Origin of the sequence: Methylocystis sp., from assembly GCF_021731785.1 — a bacterium.
GTDB lineage: Bacteria > Pseudomonadota > Alphaproteobacteria > Rhizobiales > Beijerinckiaceae > Methylocystis.
In genome coordinates this window covers 55,765-71,157 of sequence record NZ_JAKFWS010000012.1, presented here as the reverse complement: position 1 = coordinate 71,157, position 15,393 = coordinate 55,765, and the positions used below count along the sequence as shown (strand labels likewise).

Sequence of the window (15,393 nt, the reverse complement as noted above, 5' to 3'; positions counted from 1 at the left end):
TCGAAGCAATCGCGGCGCGGCGCCAGCGCCGTCAGAGGGGACAGGATGAAATTTCATGGCATAGCGCCGGCTCTCGGGCTTGCCGCTTTGGCCGGCCTCGCGCTTTCGGGCTGCAATCAAAGCGGTCTGGCGCATCGCTCGCTCGCGCCGATCCCCTCCGAGACCGTCGCCTTGATGGAACGGGTCGGCACGACCAAGGAAGCGCCGATGCTCATCCGCGCCTACAAGAAGGAGGCGGAACTCGAAATCTGGAAGATGCGGTCCGATGGCCGCTATGTCCATCTTAAGACCTATCCGATGTGCCGCTGGTCTGGCCAGCTTGGACCCAAGCGCCAACAGGGCGATCGCCAGGCGCCCGAGGGCTTTTATTCGATCGGCCCGGCGCAGATGAATCCGAATTCGAACTATTATCTGTCGTTCAACGTCGGCTATCCGAACGCGCTCGACCGCGCCCTGGGGCACACAGGCGGCGACATCATGGTGCATGGCGCCTGCTCGTCGGCCGGCTGCTTTTCCATGACCGACAATCAGATCGCCGAAATCTACGCCGTCGCTCGCTCCTCGCTCGCCGGCGGCCAGCGCGCAATCCAGATGCAGTCCTTCCCCTTTAAGATGACGGCGGAAAATCTCGCCAAGCATCGTCTCGATCCCAATATCGATTTCTGGAAGCAGCTTAAGGAAGGCTCCGACCATTTCGAGGTGACCCTGCAGGAGCCGCAGGTCGCCTTTTGCAACCGGCGCTATGTGTTCAACGCGGACGGCGCCGCGCATCTCGATCCCAACGCCGTCTGCCCGCCGCTGAAGCAGGATCCACAGATCGCTCAGGCGGTGGCCGAGAAGCGCGCGCAGGACGAGGCTAAGGTCGCCGAACTCGCACAAAACGGCGTGAGGCCGGTGCGGGTCGTTTACCAGGATGGCGGCCAGCATCCGAGCTTTGCGTCGCGAGTCTCCGAGGTCAGCCGGCCGGAGACGATCCTCCCGCCGACCGAAATCGTCCTCGACGAGAAACCAAGCCGAAGCGTCGGGAAAACGGCGGCCGCGCCTGCCGCCAAACCGCCGGTCGCGATCTTGGCGGCGGCGAAGGCCGTCGACGACAGCCGGCACGCCGTGCGCGTCATGGCGATGGCGACGGCGCATGGCGACCGAAATGATATGTCCGCGCTCGCCGCTTCAGACCCGAGCCCGACCAATAGCGTGAAAAAATGGTTGCGCCCGCATAGGGACGCATCGGCGAGCGATATCCCTATGCCGCCCGCCTCAATTGGCGTCAGGAGATCGGCAGCCGCGCATTAGGGCAAATCCGCTTAAAATTTCAATGCGTTCGAGCAAACTTGAAACCGCGCCTCCGGTGCGGTTTTCTTTTTAGCGGCGGGCCCGACCTGGCTGAAGCTTTTCCGTGTCAAAAAAATCTTGACGCTTGTGCGGCGCAGCAATATAACAGCGCAACGCAGCGAGAGCTGTCTCGCTTCGTAGCCCTCCTTGGGCGTTTCCTCCCTTGACTTGGGCCGCTGGTTCGTCCGGCGGCCCTTTTTATGCCATCAGATGGAAAAAAGAGCCGGAAACGCCGTTGCGCGCCAGACCGGCGGGGCGCGCGTCGTCGCTATAGGCGTCGCGCGCCAGAGCGAATGGCGCGCCCTCTTCGCGCAGGATCGTCGCATAGTGAAATTCATGCCCGCGAAGGGGCAAGCCGGCCGCTCCTAAGGGGTGGTCCGCCGCCAATTCGGCGTGGCGATAGCCCAGATGGAGCTTGCGCTTGGCGAAGCTCGTTTCCAGTTCGAGCAGTCCCGCCATTTCATGCTCTTCGCCCGAAGCGTCGGTCAGCGAGCGGCCGAGTACCATATAGCCGCCGCACTCGCCGTGAACCCACCGTCCGTCAGCAAAACGCCGCAACCCATTCATGAAGACTCGCGCCGCCGACAGCCGGCCGGCGTGCAGCTCCGGATAGCCGCCCGGCAGCCAGCAAAGATCGCAATCGCTGGGCGGCGCCTCATCGGCGAGCGGCGAAAAGAAATAGAGTTCCGCCCCCGCCTCGCGCCAGTTCTGCGCGAGATGCGGATAGAAGAAGGAAAAGGCGTCGTCGCGCGCGATCGCGATCCGCTGCGCGGGCGGCGGAGTCGCCACGACGCTTGTCATTCCCGACGCCCGCGAAGCGGGCGATCGGGAATCCAGAGCCGCGACAGGCGCCGCTGGCGTCATGCTGGATTCCCGATCGCTTCGCTTGCTCGAAGCGTCGGGAATGACATCGCCTGTTGCGGCGAAAGTCGCGCAAGCGACAATCGCCTCCACATCCACATGCGCTTCGACGAAATCGGCGAGGGCGTCGAGACGCGCATCAAGCTCCGGCGTTTCGCCCGCTTGGATCAGGCCGAGATGGCGTTCGGGCAGCGCCATATTCTCGTCGCGAGGCAGCGCGCCAAGCACGCGAATGCCAAGCGCCTCGATCGCCTCGCCGGCGAGTTTGCGATGGCGCTCCGAGCCGACGCGATTCAACACGACGCCAGCGACCTTTACGCGCGCGTCGTGTCCAGCGATCCCGCGGACAATCGCCGCCGCCGTTTGACCTTGGCCGGAAACGTCATGAACAAGTACGACCGGCCAGCCGAGCAAGGCGGCGATGTCGGCGCTGGCGCCGATTCCCGCCGCCCCGCCGGGCGCGCCGTCGAAGAGCCCCATCGCGCCTTCAGCGATCACGATGTCGGCGCCCGCGCTCGCCCGCGCCGCGAGACCAGCGATCACATCAGCATCCATCGCCCACGAATCGAGATTGACGCCGGCGCGGCCGGTCGCCGCCGCGTGAAAGGCTGGATCGATATAGTCCGGTCCGCATTTGACCGGCGCGACGCGCAAGCCGCGGCGCCTTAGCGCGCGCATCAGGCCGAGCGTCAGCGTCGTCTTGCCCGATGAGGAGCGGGCCGCGCCGATCAGCAGTCCGGGCGTATTCACCTTTCGCCTCTCGCCCGAAAGCGACGATCATAGTCCGCGTCGTAAAGCGCGCTTTCGCGGAAATCTTCGCTCGCGAGCGCCAGTCCGACGAGAATGAGCGCGGTGCGCTCCATCGGCGTCTCGGCTGTGCGCGCTTCGATGTCGGCGAGCGTCCCGCGCACAATGCGCTCGTCGGGCCAGGAGGCGCGATAGACGAGCGCAACCGGACAGCCGCCGCCGTAAAACGGCGTCAGCTCTTCGACGACCCGCGCGAGCGCATGAATGGAGAGATGGATCGCGAGCGTCGCGCCCGACTGCGCGAATGTCGCAAGTCTTTCGCGCTCGGGCATTGACGAGGCGCGTCCCGAGGTGCGGGTCAGCACCAGCGATTGCGCGACTTCCGGCAAAGTGAGTTCGCGCTTCAACGCCGCGCTCGCCGCCGCGAAGGCCGGGACGCCGGGCGTCATCGTATAAGGAATGTCGAGCGCGTCGAGGCGGCGCATCTGCTCTCCGACCGCGCTCCAGATCGAAAGATCGCCGGAATGCAGCCGCGCTAAGTCGAGACCGGCGCCATGCGCCTGTTGCATCTCAGCGATGATATCGTCGAGCGACAGCGGCGCCGTGTCGACAATGCGCGCGTCCGGTGGACAATGCGCCAGCACGCCGGTAGGCACCAGCGAGCCGGCGTAAAGGCACACCGGACTTCGCGCGATGAGATCGCGCCCGCGCAGAGTGAGCAGATCGGCGGCGCCGGGACCGGCGCCGATAAAATGCACGGTCATGAACTTTCCTCTTCGCCGCGTTTCGCCAGGGCGCAGGCGGCGAACGGCGTCGTGATGCGCGGCGCGACAAGACGGCTGTTCACGCCGGCGCCGACGAGCGCGGCGGCTTCGGCGACGCTGCCGACGCCGAACATCGCCTGCACGCGCGGCGAATGCGTTGCCGCAGTCGCCTTGCGGGCGCGCAACTCGGCGAGCGGCAGAAAGACGAGTTCAAGCCCAAGTTCGCGCGCGGCCTCGTGCAGCCCGGCTTCCCCGGCCTTGCTTTCGAGCGCGCAAAGCCTCGCATCGCTGAGATCGACGCCATACGTCATCGCGACGCGGCGCACGAGTTCGACAATATCATTCGCGGCGACGCCGCGTCTTGCGCCCAGCCCGAAGGCATATGTCGCGTTCATCTTTTTGTCGCTCGCCATTGCGTCACCGCCATTGCCGGATCGAGCGCATGAAAGCGGCCGATCGGACGCCCATGCGCAAACTGCAGATGCAACAACTCGCCGCCTTTCTCGCGATAAGCGTCGGTGAGGAGCGCTTGCGTCTCGATCGTCACGGCGTTGACGACGATGCGCCCAAAACGGGGCAGGGCACTCCAGGCTGCGGCGAGCGTCGCTTCGTCGCCGCCGCCGCCGATGAAGATCGCCTGCGGCGTCTCGAGTTCGGCGAGCGCCTGCGGCGCTTCGCCAATGACGACGCTGAGATCCGGAACGCCGAGTGACAGCGCGTTGCGCGTAATGCGCGCGGCGCGAGCGGCGTCGCGCTCGATGGCGATGGCGCGGCATGAGATATCGCTCAACATCCATTCGATGGCGATGGAGCCCGCGCCGGCGCCGATGTCCCACAGCACTTCGCCTTTGCGCGGCGCGAGCGCCGAGAGCGTCACGGCGCGGATGTCGCGCTTGGTGAGCTGCCCGTCATGCTCGAACCAATCGTCGGGCAAGCCCGGCGCAAGCGGAATGACCGCCGCGTCTCCGTCGGCTTCCACTTCAAGGGCGACCGTGTTGAGCGGCGCAATGTCATTGAGCGCGAATGCGTCGGCGCGCGCGTCGCGCACCCGCTCCTCCGCGCCGCCGAGCCGCTCGAGCACATAGAGGCGCGATCCGCCCATGCCGCGCTCGACGAGATGGCGGGCAAGGCGCGCAGGCGTCGACTCGTCCCAGGAGAGCGCGATAATTCGTGCGCGCGGCTGCAAATGCGGCGTCACCCGCTCAAACGCGCGGCCGTGCAACGAAAGCAGAGCGCAATCCTGCTGGCTCCATTTGAGCCGCGCGGCGGCGAGCGAAAACGCCGATGGCGCCGGAACGCAGAAAATCTCGTCGCGTGCGACATGGCGTCCGATGAGATTGCCGACGCCGTAGAAAAAAGGATCGCCCGAGGCGAGAACGACCGTCGGTCTGCCGCGCTGCGCAAGGATGCGCGGGATGGCGTCGGTCAGCGGCGAGGGCCACTGCAGGCGCTCGGCGGGCGCTTCGATCATCGCGAGATGGCGGGCGCCGCCGACGATCAACGAGGCCTGGGCGACGAGCGCGCGCGCCGCCGGCGTCAGCGCGTCGGCGCCGTCTTCGCCCAGCCCGATCAGCGACAGCCACGGCGCGCTCATGTCGCTTTCCGCGACGTATAGACCCAGTCGCGCGCGCCCTCGCGGGCAATGCGGCGCGTGCCGCTGGCGCCGATGACGACGAGCGTCGACATGTCGACCTTGTCGCCCTCGGCTTCGTCGAGCCGCGTCAGGATGATTTCCTCATTTTCGCGGCCGACGGATTTTGCGAGACCGACAAAAGTCTCGCCGGGAAGATGACGACGCAGCAGCGCGAAGGCGTCAGTGATGCGGGTCGGCCGCGCGCGCGACGCCGGATTGTAAAGCGCGATGACGAAATCGCCCTGCGCCGCATGTTCGAGCCGCTTGGCGATGACTTCCCACGGCTTGAGATTGTCGGACAGCGAGATCGCGCAAAAGTCATGGCCGAGCGGGGCGCCGAGCCGCGCCGCCGCCGCCTGCATCGCCGACACGCCGGGAATTACGTGAATGTCGAGATCGCGCCATTGGCGCGGTCCGCCATCGACTGCTTCGAACACCGCCGCCGCCATCGCGAAGACGCCGGGGTCGCCGCCAGAAACGACGGCCACGCGGCGGCCCTGCGCGGCGCGCGCCAGCGCCTCTTGGGCACGATCAATTTCGACGCGGTTGTCGCTTGCAAGTCGCGTCTGCCCTGCGCGCTCCGGCACGCGCGCGACGTAGGGCGCATAGCCGATAATATCCTGCGCCTCGTCGAGCGCCGCCTGCGCCTCGTGAGTCAACCAGCGCGCGCCGGCCGGACCCAAGCCGACAATGTAAAGCGCGCCGCTCAAGGGCGCCGGCCTCGCCCGGGCACCAGCGCCATCGAGAAATAGGGCGCTTCGTCGTCGCGCTTGTCGACGAAGCGCATGATCTTCTCGCCCGGCATCGCGCCGCGTTCGACATAGATTGCGCGATCGATGACGCCGGCGCGAGTCATGGCGCGACGCAGCTTGGCGAAATTGCCGCCAAGCTTCATCACCACCGCGGCGTCGGTTTCGGCGAGGCGGGACGCAAGTCTGTCTTCGTCGAGCGTCGCCGGCAGAACGGTGAGAATGTCGTCGCCCCAGGCCATCGGCTGGCGCGCCGCGGCGAAACATCCCGACATGCCAGACACGCCAGCGCAAATCTCGATACGAAAGCGCGCGTCAAGCCGCGCGAACATATGCATGAAGGAGCCGTAGAGCAGCGGATCGCCTTCGCAGAGCAGCGTTACGTCGCGACCGGCTTCAAGCTCGGCCCGAATGCGCATCACGCAATCTTCATAGAAGCGCTGAAGCGACGAGACATATTCCGGCTGATCGAAAGGAATCTCCGTCGTCACCGGATAGAGCAGCGCAATCTCTTGGCACCCCGGCGCGAGATAGGGCGCGGCGATCGCGCGCGCGTGGCTTTCGCGTCCGCGCTTGGCGAAAAAGGCGACGACTTTGGCGGTGCCGATGAGGCGCGCGGCCTTGACGGTCACAAGCTCCGGATCGCCGGGGCCGAGACCGACTCCGATCAGCGCCCCGAGCGCCGCGACCCCTTCACGCGATGTCGACGCGAGCGCGTTCATTCCTTTTCGCTCGCAAGCGCATTGATCGCGGCGGCGGCCATCGCGCTGCCGCCCTTGCGCCCCTTGACGATGACGAAGGGAATGCGGGCGTCTTGGCGCAGCGCTTCCTTCGATTCCGCCGCGCCGACGAAACCGACCGGCATGCCGATGATCGCCGCCGGCGGCGGCGCGCCTTCGTCGATCATTTCCAGAAGGCGGAAAAGCGCCGTCGGCGCATTGCCGATGGCGACCACCGCGCCTTCAAGCCGATTGCGCCACAGCTCCAGCGCCGCGGCGCTGCGCGTGTTGCCGATTTCGGCGGCGAGCGCCGGCACGTGCGGTTCGAGCAGCGTGCAGACGACCTGATTATCCGCGGGCAGGCGCGAACGCGTCACGCCGTGCGCGACCATGTTGGAGTCGCACAAAATAGGCGCGCCGTTCCGCAGCGCGTCGCGCGCCGCCGCCACGAAATCGGGCGAGAACTCGATGTCGTCGGCAAGCTCCACCATGCCGCAGGCGTGGATCATGCGCACGGCGATCATTTCCTGCTCGGGCGTGAATCGCGACAGATTCGACTCGGCGCGAATCGTCGCAAAAGAGCGCGCATAAATCTGTGCGCCCTCGTGGATGTAGTCGAAACGAGCGTTCATTGCGGCCTTCTGGCTGCGCGTACGGAAAGTTCGCGCATCACGGCTTCGAACGAGAGCGATCGGAAACGCGGCGCGCAGTCGGCGCCGCCATTTTCGATGAGATCGAAACCCTCTGCGCTGGCAAGCAGCGTGACAGGCGAGGCGCTCTGCCGGGCGCAGCCTTTGGCGCAGCCGGAAAGATGCAGGCCGACGCCGTCAGCGCCGACGATCTTTTGCGCAAGCGGCGCCAGATCCATGACATGCGCGCGGGTTTCGGCGACCGCCTGGGGACATTCCGGCGCGCCGGGACAGGCGATGACCGCGAGGCGCTGGTCGTCAGCCGAGGTGATGAGGTCATGGTCGTCTGCGCGCGAGACGATGCGTCGCGCTGCGGCTTCATTGCGTGTGACGATCAGCAAGGCGCGCCATGGCGTGAGGCGCAGTTCGCCTGTTCCCTCGCTCGCCGCAAGATCGGCGACCGCCGCGAGTTCGTCTGCGCGCCAGCGGCCGAAAGGCGCGCCGACGCCGGCGAAAGCGACGGCGCCGCAGCGTTGCGCGCCAAAAACATGCGCCCATCGCGCAGGCGCGCGCGCTTCCTTGCAGTCGCGCATCACGAGTCCGGCCGAGCGGGGCAGCGCGTCGGCCCCGAGCGCCTCGACCAGCGTGCGGACGCGCCTGAAGCTACTTGCATGATGGTCGCGCAGCTCCACGAAGGCGCGCGCCAAACGCAGCGCAGCGTCGAGCGTTCCGCTGGCGGCGACGAACACGGCGCGATCGGGGACGCCGGCGATACGGATCGCGATCCCTCGCTTCGCAGCCGCTTCGATGCGGATGTCGGCTTCGACCTCGGCGAGCGACAGTGGGCCGCCATCATCGAGCAGGAACAAAAATTTCGGCGGCAGCGCGCGCAGCGTCGCGTCTCGCTGCAGCTCGATGGCGAGTTCCGCCGCCATGGCGTTGGCGTCGAAAGCGCCGGGCGCCAGTCCGGCGAGCGGCGACGCAATGACATTCGTGACGCGTTCCGCATCGACATTCGGCGCGAGCATGCCGATCGCATCGAGCCTTTGCAGAGCTTGGGCGATCGTCGACTCGCTGATCCCGCGTAGCTGCAGTTGCGCGCGCTGCGAAAGGTCGATAAGGCCGTTGCCGCAGCTATCCGCGATGCATGCGATCTCGCGCGCCTGCGCCTCGGTCAGGCGAGAGCCGACCGCCTTGGCGCGGATCAGCAGGCCGTCGCCGCTCGGCATCGGCGCAAAGGCGCCTGGACACCAGCCTTTGATTTCAGGCCCTGTCTGCAAGACGCCCTCCCTCTTGGCGCTCAATATCGCTTAAGGCGTCGCGCACGCTGTTGCGCTGCGTCTTCCATAAGCCGCGCGCGAGCGCCTCGCTAAAAGCGCGCGCCACCGCCTCCAGCGCGCGGGGATTCTCTGCGGCAAGAAAATCGCGTGTGGCATCATCGCCCAAGGTGGCGTCAAAAGCGAGGTCGAATTGCGCCTCGCTGATGAGGCCGCTTGTCGCGGCGAAGGCATAGAGATTGTCGATCGACTCTGCAATCTCGCCGGCGCCGCGGTGGCCGTGCCGCATCTGGCCCTGCAACCATCGCGGATTGGCGAGGCGCATGCGCAGAACCCGCGCGATATCATCTTTAAGCGCGCGCACTCGCAACCGCTCGGGTCGCGTCGAATCGAGGTGCAGGAGATCGGCGTCGCCGCCGAGCAGGGCGTTGGCGGCGGCGAAGCCGCCCTCGTAATCGGCGAAGGCAGGTCCGATCAGAACATCGACCTCCGCCATGTCCTGAACATGGACATGCGCATCGGCTGCGGCGACGCGCGCGCTGAACGCCGCGACAGCCTCTTGGCTCTCGCCGGCGCGATCATAGGCGTGACTCGCGGCGGAAAGATACGCGCGCCCCAGATCGTCGCGGTCCGACCATTCGCCGCGCAGCACGCGATCGCTCACGCCAAGGCCGTAAGTTCCGTCAGCGGCGCCGAAGACGCGGCGCAGATCGTCTGCCGCCTTCAGTGGATTGAAGCCAGAGTCTTCATCGAGCGCCGCGACGGCGCGCACGGCGTCGTCGAAAAGCGCGACAAGATTTCCGAACATGTCGCGGAACAGCCCCGAGATTTGCAGGGTTACGTCGACGCGCGGAAAGTCGAGTCGCGCCTGCGGCAGAATTTCAAAGCCGATGACCCGCGCGCTGGCGTCGTCCCAGCGCGGCGCGACGCCGAGGAGCGCAAGCGCTTGTGCGAAATCCTCACCGCCGGTGCGGATCGTTGCGCTGCCCCACAGGTCGAGCATAATGTGGCGCGGGAATTCGCCATGCTGCTGCGCATGGCGCGTCATTATCTCGGCGGCGGCGCGGCGGCCGATGTCATAGGCGGTCTGCGTCGGCGCATGGCGTGGATCGATGCAATAGAGATTGCGGCCCGTCGGCAGGACGTCGGCGCGCCCGCGCGACGGCGCGCCGGCCGGCCCGGGCTCAATGAAGCGGCCTGCAAGCGCGGCGATAAGCGCCTCGCGTTCGGCGCGCGCGCAGGCGTCGCGCGTGGGATCGGCGTTTGAAATTTCTTGAGCGCGGCCGAAGACATGCAGTCCGTCGCCGATGCGCATCTCCTTAAGATCGCACATCCAGGCGTCGAGTCGCGTCAAGGTTTCGGCAATCTCCATCTCGCGCGAGACGCCGCATTCTGATGCAAGCCCGCTGCGCTCGGCTTCGTCGATGATGGCGCCGGCGATGAGTCGCGCGCGACGCGCGTCGAGCGCGCTCGCGGTCGCATATTCGTCGAGCAGAGTTTCGATCTTTGCCGCCGCGTCGAAGAGTTCGGCGTTAACAAGCGGCGGGGTCAGATGGCCGATCGTCACCGCGCAGGCGCGGCGCTTCGCCTGCGCGGCTTCGCCGGGATCATTGACGATGAACGGATAGATGAGCGGCGTCGGACCGAGCACCGCTTCCGGCGCGCAGGCCTCGGACAGCATGACCGACTTGCCGGGAAGCCATTCGAGCGTGCCATGCGCGCCGAGATGAATGAGCGCGTCGATCTTTCGCACATGTCGCAGCCAGAGATAAAAGGCCACATAGGCATGACGCGGCGGCCGCTGCACGTCGTGATAGGACTCGTAGCGCTCAGTGCGCGCGCCCCGATCGGGCTGCAGAGCGACGACGAGCTTGCCGGCTTCAACGCAGGAGAAGCGCAAGGCTCGGTCGACGACGGCGGGGTCATCCTGCGGCGCGCCCCATGCGTCGCTGACGCTTATGATGAAGTCGGTGGGAAGGGTTGAGAGCAACGCCAGATAGTCGTCGAGCGAAAAATTGACGACGAACTTCTGATCTTCAAGGCATCGCAACAAAGATGACGCGCGCTCCTTCTCCCGCTGGCGGGAGAAGGAGTCGTCGCAGAGCGACGACGGATGAGGGCCCTCACTCGACCTTGCGTCGCAAGGCCACTCTCTCCCGACGCAAACCGGGTGTTCCCGGTTTGCGCAATTCATGCTGAAGTCGGCAAGAGCCGACTTCAGTTCGGGAGAGGGGAGCGCGTTGTCGGCATCATTGCCAACGTCATACCCGGCCTCGCTTAGCGCCGAGACGATCTCCTGCACGCTCGCCTCCGCGTCGAGGCCAATGGCGTAGCCGCCGCGGCCGCGCCGCGCCGGATAGTCGGAGAGAATGAGCGCGAGGTTTTTTTCCTGATTGGGCTTGCGCCGCAACCGCGCCCAGTTCGACGCGAGCTCTGCGACGAAGTCGATGCGCGAACGCTCCGGCGCATGGCGCGTTTCGCTGAACTCCGCCGCAAGACGCAGCGGCGCTTCCTCCTTGAAGGAAATCGCGCGTGTGAAGATGCGTCCGTCGACTTCCGGCAAGACGACATTCATCGCGAGATCGGCGCCGTTCGCTCCACGCGTCGAAGCTTCCCAAGCTTCGCGCGAAGAGGTCGCGAGAGCGACCTGCAGCACCGGCGCATCTGCAAGATCGAGCACGCTTCCCTTGTCGCGACGCGCCGAAAAGGCGGTGGCGTTGAGGATGACGTCGGGCGCGAAGGTCTCGAGCGCGCGTGACACAAAGGCTTCGCTCTCGGCCTCTTTCAGGCTCGCCACATAAATCGTCTCGACCGCAAATCCGCGCTCGGCCAGCGCGTCGGCGAGCGCGACGATCGGCGCGGCGTCATCCGCGAGGAACATCGCACGATAGAAGACGATCGTCGTCCGCAACGCGCCGTCGGCGCGGCAGGCGGCGGCGAATCGCCCGGCGTTGGCCACGGGAACGCTCTCGCGCCACTGCGCTGGATGGCCGGCGAGAGTCGCGGCATGGCCGAGGAAGGAACGAAGATTGTCGGGACCGCCATCCTGAAAGAACCGCCAGATCCGATTGAGCGTCGCGTTATCGAGCGTTGAAGCGTGCTGCAGGCGCGCGTCGTCATGAGCGTCGCCGGGTGTGATCGCGAGCGCGATTTTCTTCGCGCGCGCGAGCGCCTCCAGTTGCTCGACGCCATACGCCCAATAGTCCTTGCCGCCGAGCAGCCGCACGACGATCAGCCGCGCATGTCGCGCGACAGTGTCGAGATAAAGATCGACGGAATAGGGGTGCTTCAACTGCGCCAGCGACGCGCAGCGCAGGCTTGGAAGTATCGCGGACCGTTGCTCATAGAGCCGCGCCAGCAGGCGCAGCTCGGAATCCGAAAAGGACAGAAATACGATTTCGGCGGGAGATTGCCCAAGGTCGACTGCCGCGCCGGCGTCGTCGAGACTGTGGAGATCGCGCGGGAGAAGATGCATGGCGCCTCACGGCAGCGCCAGCGTCGCGATGACGGCGTCGCGATTGAGGCCCTTTTCGCCGATAATCACGATACGGCTCATGCGACGTTCGTCGGGCTTCCAGGCGCGATCGAAATGATGCTCGACGCGCGCCCCGACGCCTTGCACGAGCAGGCGCATCGGCTTGCCGACGACTTCGACGAATCCCTTGATGCGCAGCACGTCATGGGCGCGCGCCGCTTCGGCGAGTCTCGCAACGAGCGCCGCCGGATCATTGATGGCCGAAAGCGACACGACGAAGCTGTCGAAGTCGTCATGGTCATGTTCCGCGTCGACGTCATGATGCGACGGACGGTTCGCCAGATCATCCTCCGCCGCTGCGGAAAGGCCGAGCAGCACCAGCGGATCAACCCGCCCTCCAGAGGCGCGCACGACCTTCGCGCCTTGCCGCGCGCCCCGCGCCAGACGATTGGCAACGTCGCGTTCTTCCGCGGCGTCGAGCAGATCGGTCTTGTTGAGGATGACGAGATCGGCGCAGGCGAGCTGATCTTCGAATACTTCTTCGAGCGGATTGTCGTGATCAATCGTTTGCGTCTCTTCGCGTTCCCGGGCGATCGCATCGAGATCATCGGCGAAACGTCCTTCCGCCACGGCCTTGCCGTCGATGACGGCGATGACGCCGTCGACCGTGAGCTTGGAGCGGATCGCCGGCCAGTCGAACGCCTTGACCAGCGGCTTCGGCAACGCGAGCCCGGAGGTTTCGATGATGATGTGGTCGGGACGCTTCTCATGCGCCAGCAGCGCCTCGATCGCCGGCACGAAATCGTCGGCGACGGTGCAACACAGGCAACCATTGGCGAGTTCGACGATGTTCTCTTCGGGGCAGTTGTCGATTCGGCAGGCGCGCAGAATTTCGCCGTCGACGCCGACGTCGCCGAATTCATTAATGACGAGCGCGAGACGCCGGTCCTTGGCGTTTTCGAGCACATGACGAATGAGCGTGGTCTTACCCGCGCCGAGAAAGCCGGTGACGATCGTTGCAGGAATTTTGGCGCCGCTCACGAGACCTCCCGTTCCCGCGACAGCAGTCGCCAGACGAGTCCGACAAGCGCGCCCGCAAGCGCCCAGCTGACCGCTTGCACCGCGAGCGAAGAGGCCGCGAAGCGCGCGGCAAGTTCGGCGGGCGCCGTGCTCTCGGGCGTAGCGGGCTGCGGCGCGAAGAACTGCGGCAGGATGATCAGCGCGACGCCGACGATCTTTGCCGCCGCTGAGTCGAGCCGTAGTAGAGCAAACAGTCCGGCGCCGGTCGCAAGCGCCGTCGCGAGCCACCAGATTTGACGCGCGGCGAGATCGGTTTCCGCCATGCCGGGAAGCTGCGGCGCGAGGCCGAGACTCGTCGCAAGTCCGGTCGCGGCGAAGGCGCAGGCGCCCCAAAGCGCGGCGCGGCGCGGCGCGATGGCGTCGCCCGACAGAAGCATCGCGGCGAGCAGGATGAGCGCATAGCCGATCGAGAAGGCGACAGTCGCGACGCTCGTCGCCGCCGTGCGGCTCAAGCCGGACAAAGCGGCGCTCGCCTCGGCGCCGTCGTGCGCATGCTGCGCCGTTTCATAGACCTCGGCGGCGAGGATGAGCGGGGTCGTGGTGACGTGCTGCAAGGCCGCGACTGCAAGCCCGGCGACAAGTCCGGCGATGACGCCGGTCATCAATACGCGCGCGATCAAGCGCGTTGTGGCCTAGTGGCAGGGAAAAGAGAGCGCGTGGCGCGTATCATGCGACGCGTCGTGGACGCTTTCGGGATAAGCAAAGCCCGCAAGCCAGACGAGGCCAAAGCCGAGAACGAGCGCAATGGCGGCGGCGCGCAGCGCCTCGAGTCTCGAAGAGGCGAGGGCGGTGGAATTAACGGATGAGTTGGCGGTCATATCGGTCTCCCTGCCGCCCCACCGGCGGCGATGCGATTAACGCGACGATCGGCGACGATCGCCCTATGACGGCAGGTCTCCTGGCTCCCGGGTCGTCGGACCGCGCCGCCTTCCCAAGCGTCATGCTCAGTGGCCGATGGCGCGGACCTTGCCGGCTACAGTTGCGGGGGCAGCCGCGGATATCGGACCTAAGGCCCGCGCCGCGTTCCCTTTTCACTTCTTGCGAAGGACCGTCCCGACTAGTCATATGCGCGGCTCATGCTTCCGTCAAACCCAGGTGGAGGCGAGCAACGCGCCTCCCCTCATGCTGAGGAGCCTGCGTAGCAGGCGTCTCGAAGCGCGAGGGGAGGAATGGTTTCGGCGAGGATTTCCTCGTCCTTCGAACGCCGCCTTCGATCTCGGGCCTGTCCGAGATCGATGTCTTATGCGTAAGTCGGGTAAACCCGACTTACGGGGGGGCTCCTCAGGATGAGGAAATCCATTGCTTGATGGTGGAGAGCGCGTGGAGCGGCAATGACCGAGATGAACGAAGACGACGAGGCGCGCCGCCATCGTCTCAAAATGGAGAAGCGCAAGGCCGTCCAGGACGCCGAGGTCGCCGGCAAGACCATCTCGCGCAAAGGCCTGCTGATGGTCCACACCGGCGCTGGCAAAGGCAAGTCGACCGCGGCCTTCGGCCTCGCGCTGCGCGCTCTCGGCCATGGCTGGAAAATCGGCGTCGTTCAATTCGGCAAGGGCCAGTGGCGCAGCGGCGAGCGCAATATGCTCGAAAAGCTCCGCCAAGAGTTCGGTCGAGTTTCCTGGCATACGCTCGGCGAGGGTTTCACCTGGGAGACCCAGGACCGCGCCCGCGACGAAGCTGCGGCGCGCCGCGCCTGGGACAAGGCGCGCGAACTGATGGATGACCCTGAGATTCGTTTGCTCGTGCTCGACGAATTGAATATTTCGCTTCGCTACGAGCATTTGCCGCTCGAGGAGGTGCTTGGCGCGCTCGCCGCGCGGCGCGCGGACCTCAACGTTGTCGTGACCGGACGCAACGCCAAGCCGGAACTGATCGCCGCGGCCGATCTCGTCACCGAGATGACCCTGGTCAAGCACCATTTCGGCGCTGGCGTCAAAGCGCAGGAGGGGATCGAATTCTAACCTCGAACGCAAGCCATGAAGGCTGATGGCCTATCGCTCTTGGCGCCGGCTCGCGTAGCGAATACGCTTCGCGTCTCAGGCGGTAGGATGAGCAGCTGGAACCTGCGCCCGCGACGCAAGCGCTCGAAGGAAACGGGTCTTTCGGCGCGCGTCAGTCCCGGCCGGA

At 66.0% G+C, this 15,393-nt stretch carries 14 protein-coding genes and 1 riboswitch; of the genes, 2 read left to right on the top strand and 12 right to left on the bottom strand.

Annotated features, from left to right (window positions below; genetic code table 11):
* The first annotated feature begins 45 nt into the window (after positions 1-45).
* Positions 46-1,293 (top strand): murein L,D-transpeptidase family protein, encoded by a 1,248-nt coding sequence (locus QZ964_RS02420; RefSeq protein WP_292528470.1) that lies wholly within the window; start codon positions 46-48, stop codon positions 1,291-1,293.
* Positions 1,294-1,530: 237 nt separating this feature from the next.
* Here QZ964_RS02420 and QZ964_RS02415 read toward each other — a convergent pair whose 3' ends face one another.
* The 12 genes from QZ964_RS02415 to QZ964_RS02360 are packed head-to-tail and all read right to left on the bottom strand — an operon-like array spanning position 1,531 to position 14,084.
* On the bottom strand, positions 1,531-2,943 hold the full coding sequence (locus QZ964_RS02415) for a cobyrinate a,c-diamide synthase (protein WP_292528468.1): 1,413 nt from the start codon (positions 2,941-2,943) through the stop codon (positions 1,531-1,533).
* Positions 2,940-3,704: a precorrin-4 C(11)-methyltransferase gene (gene cobM / locus QZ964_RS02410; protein WP_292528467.1), complete on the bottom strand. Its 765-nt coding sequence runs from the start codon at positions 3,702-3,704 to the stop codon at positions 2,940-2,942. Before cobM ends, QZ964_RS02415 begins: the two co-directional genes overlap by 4 nt.
* Positions 3,701-4,117, bottom strand: a complete 417-nt coding sequence (locus QZ964_RS02405) for a cobalamin biosynthesis protein (protein WP_292528465.1) — start codon at positions 4,115-4,117, stop codon at positions 3,701-3,703. Before QZ964_RS02405 ends, cobM begins: the two co-directional genes overlap by 4 nt.
* Positions 4,096-5,298, bottom strand: coding sequence for a precorrin-6y C5,15-methyltransferase (decarboxylating) subunit CbiE (cbiE, locus tag QZ964_RS02400; RefSeq protein WP_292528463.1), 1,203 nt, complete (start codon positions 5,296-5,298; stop codon positions 4,096-4,098). Before cbiE ends, QZ964_RS02405 begins: the two co-directional genes overlap by 22 nt.
* Positions 5,295-6,047, bottom strand: a complete 753-nt coding sequence (cobJ, locus tag QZ964_RS02395; RefSeq protein ID WP_292528461.1) for a precorrin-3B C(17)-methyltransferase — start codon at positions 6,045-6,047, stop codon at positions 5,295-5,297. Before cobJ ends, cbiE begins: the two co-directional genes overlap by 4 nt.
* On the bottom strand, positions 6,044-6,808 hold the full coding sequence (locus tag QZ964_RS02390; RefSeq protein WP_292528460.1) for a precorrin-2 C(20)-methyltransferase: 765 nt from the start codon (positions 6,806-6,808) through the stop codon (positions 6,044-6,046). The genes cobJ and QZ964_RS02390 overlap by 4 nt, the downstream gene beginning before the upstream one ends.
* Positions 6,805-7,437, bottom strand: coding sequence for a precorrin-8X methylmutase (locus QZ964_RS02385; RefSeq protein ID WP_292528457.1), 633 nt, complete (start codon positions 7,435-7,437; stop codon positions 6,805-6,807). Before QZ964_RS02385 ends, QZ964_RS02390 begins: the two co-directional genes overlap by 4 nt.
* A complete protein-coding gene (cobG, locus tag QZ964_RS02380) occupies positions 7,434-8,714 on the bottom strand; it encodes a precorrin-3B synthase (protein WP_292528455.1) in 1,281 nt (426 codons plus the stop codon). The genes QZ964_RS02385 and cobG overlap by 4 nt, the downstream gene beginning before the upstream one ends.
* Positions 8,698-12,186 carry a cobaltochelatase subunit CobN gene (gene cobN / locus QZ964_RS02375; RefSeq protein WP_292528453.1) on the bottom strand — a complete coding sequence of 1,163 codons (3,489 nt, stop codon included), beginning with the start codon at positions 12,184-12,186 and terminating at the stop codon, positions 8,698-8,700. Before cobN ends, cobG begins: the two co-directional genes overlap by 17 nt.
* Positions 12,187-12,192: 6 nt before the next feature.
* Positions 12,193-13,227 carry a cobalamin biosynthesis protein CobW gene (cobW, locus tag QZ964_RS02370; protein ID WP_292528451.1) on the bottom strand — a complete coding sequence of 345 codons (1,035 nt, stop codon included), beginning with the start codon at positions 13,225-13,227 and terminating at the stop codon, positions 12,193-12,195.
* Positions 13,224-13,868, bottom strand: a complete 645-nt coding sequence (locus QZ964_RS02365) for a CbtA family protein (protein WP_367119203.1) — start codon at positions 13,866-13,868, stop codon at positions 13,224-13,226. The genes cobW and QZ964_RS02365 overlap by 4 nt, the downstream gene beginning before the upstream one ends.
* 30 nt (positions 13,869-13,898) lie before the next feature.
* Positions 13,899-14,084 carry a CbtB domain-containing protein gene (locus QZ964_RS02360; RefSeq protein WP_292528448.1) on the bottom strand — a complete coding sequence of 62 codons (186 nt, stop codon included), beginning with the start codon at positions 14,082-14,084 and terminating at the stop codon, positions 13,899-13,901.
* Positions 14,085-14,136: 52 nt separating this feature from the next.
* Positions 14,137-14,334: riboswitch (cobalamin riboswitch) on the bottom strand.
* 272 nt (positions 14,335-14,606) lie between these two features.
* Between QZ964_RS02360 and cobO the strand changes: the two genes are divergently transcribed.
* On the top strand, positions 14,607-15,227 hold the full coding sequence (cobO, locus tag QZ964_RS02355) for a cob(I)yrinic acid a,c-diamide adenosyltransferase (RefSeq protein WP_292528581.1): 621 nt from the start codon (positions 14,607-14,609) through the stop codon (positions 15,225-15,227).
* The last annotated feature ends 166 nt before the right edge of the window (positions 15,228-15,393 follow it).

Bases quoted from the DNA above. Each gene is read 5' to 3' on its own strand.
- QZ964_RS02420 (WP_292528470.1), top strand. From the start codon at position 46: ATGAAATTTCATGGCATAGCGCCGGCTCTCGGGCTTGCCGCTTTGGCC.
- cobM (WP_292528467.1), bottom strand. From the start codon at position 3,704: ATGACCGTGCATTTTATCGGCGCCGGTCCCGGCGCCGCCGATCTGCTC.
- QZ964_RS02405 (WP_292528465.1), bottom strand. From the start codon at position 4,117: ATGGCGAGCGACAAAAAGATGAACGCGACATATGCCTTCGGGCTGGGC.
- cbiE (WP_292528463.1), bottom strand. From the start codon at position 5,298: ATGAGCGCGCCGTGGCTGTCGCTGATCGGGCTGGGCGAAGACGGCGCC.
- QZ964_RS02390 (WP_292528460.1), bottom strand. From the start codon at position 6,808: ATGAACGCGCTCGCGTCGACATCGCGTGAAGGGGTCGCGGCGCTCGGG.
- QZ964_RS02385 (WP_292528457.1), bottom strand. From the start codon at position 7,437: ATGAACGCTCGTTTCGACTACATCCACGAGGGCGCACAGATTTATGCG.
- cobN (WP_292528453.1), bottom strand. From the start codon at position 12,186: ATGCATCTTCTCCCGCGCGATCTCCACAGTCTCGACGACGCCGGCGCG.
- QZ964_RS02365 (WP_367119203.1), bottom strand. From the start codon at position 13,868: ATGACCGGCGTCATCGCCGGACTTGTCGCCGGGCTTGCAGTCGCGGCC.
- QZ964_RS02360 (WP_292528448.1), bottom strand. From the start codon at position 14,084: ATGACCGCCAACTCATCCGTTAATTCCACCGCCCTCGCCTCTTCGAGA.
- cobO (WP_292528581.1), top strand. From the start codon at position 14,607: ATGAACGAAGACGACGAGGCGCGCCGCCATCGTCTCAAAATGGAGAAG.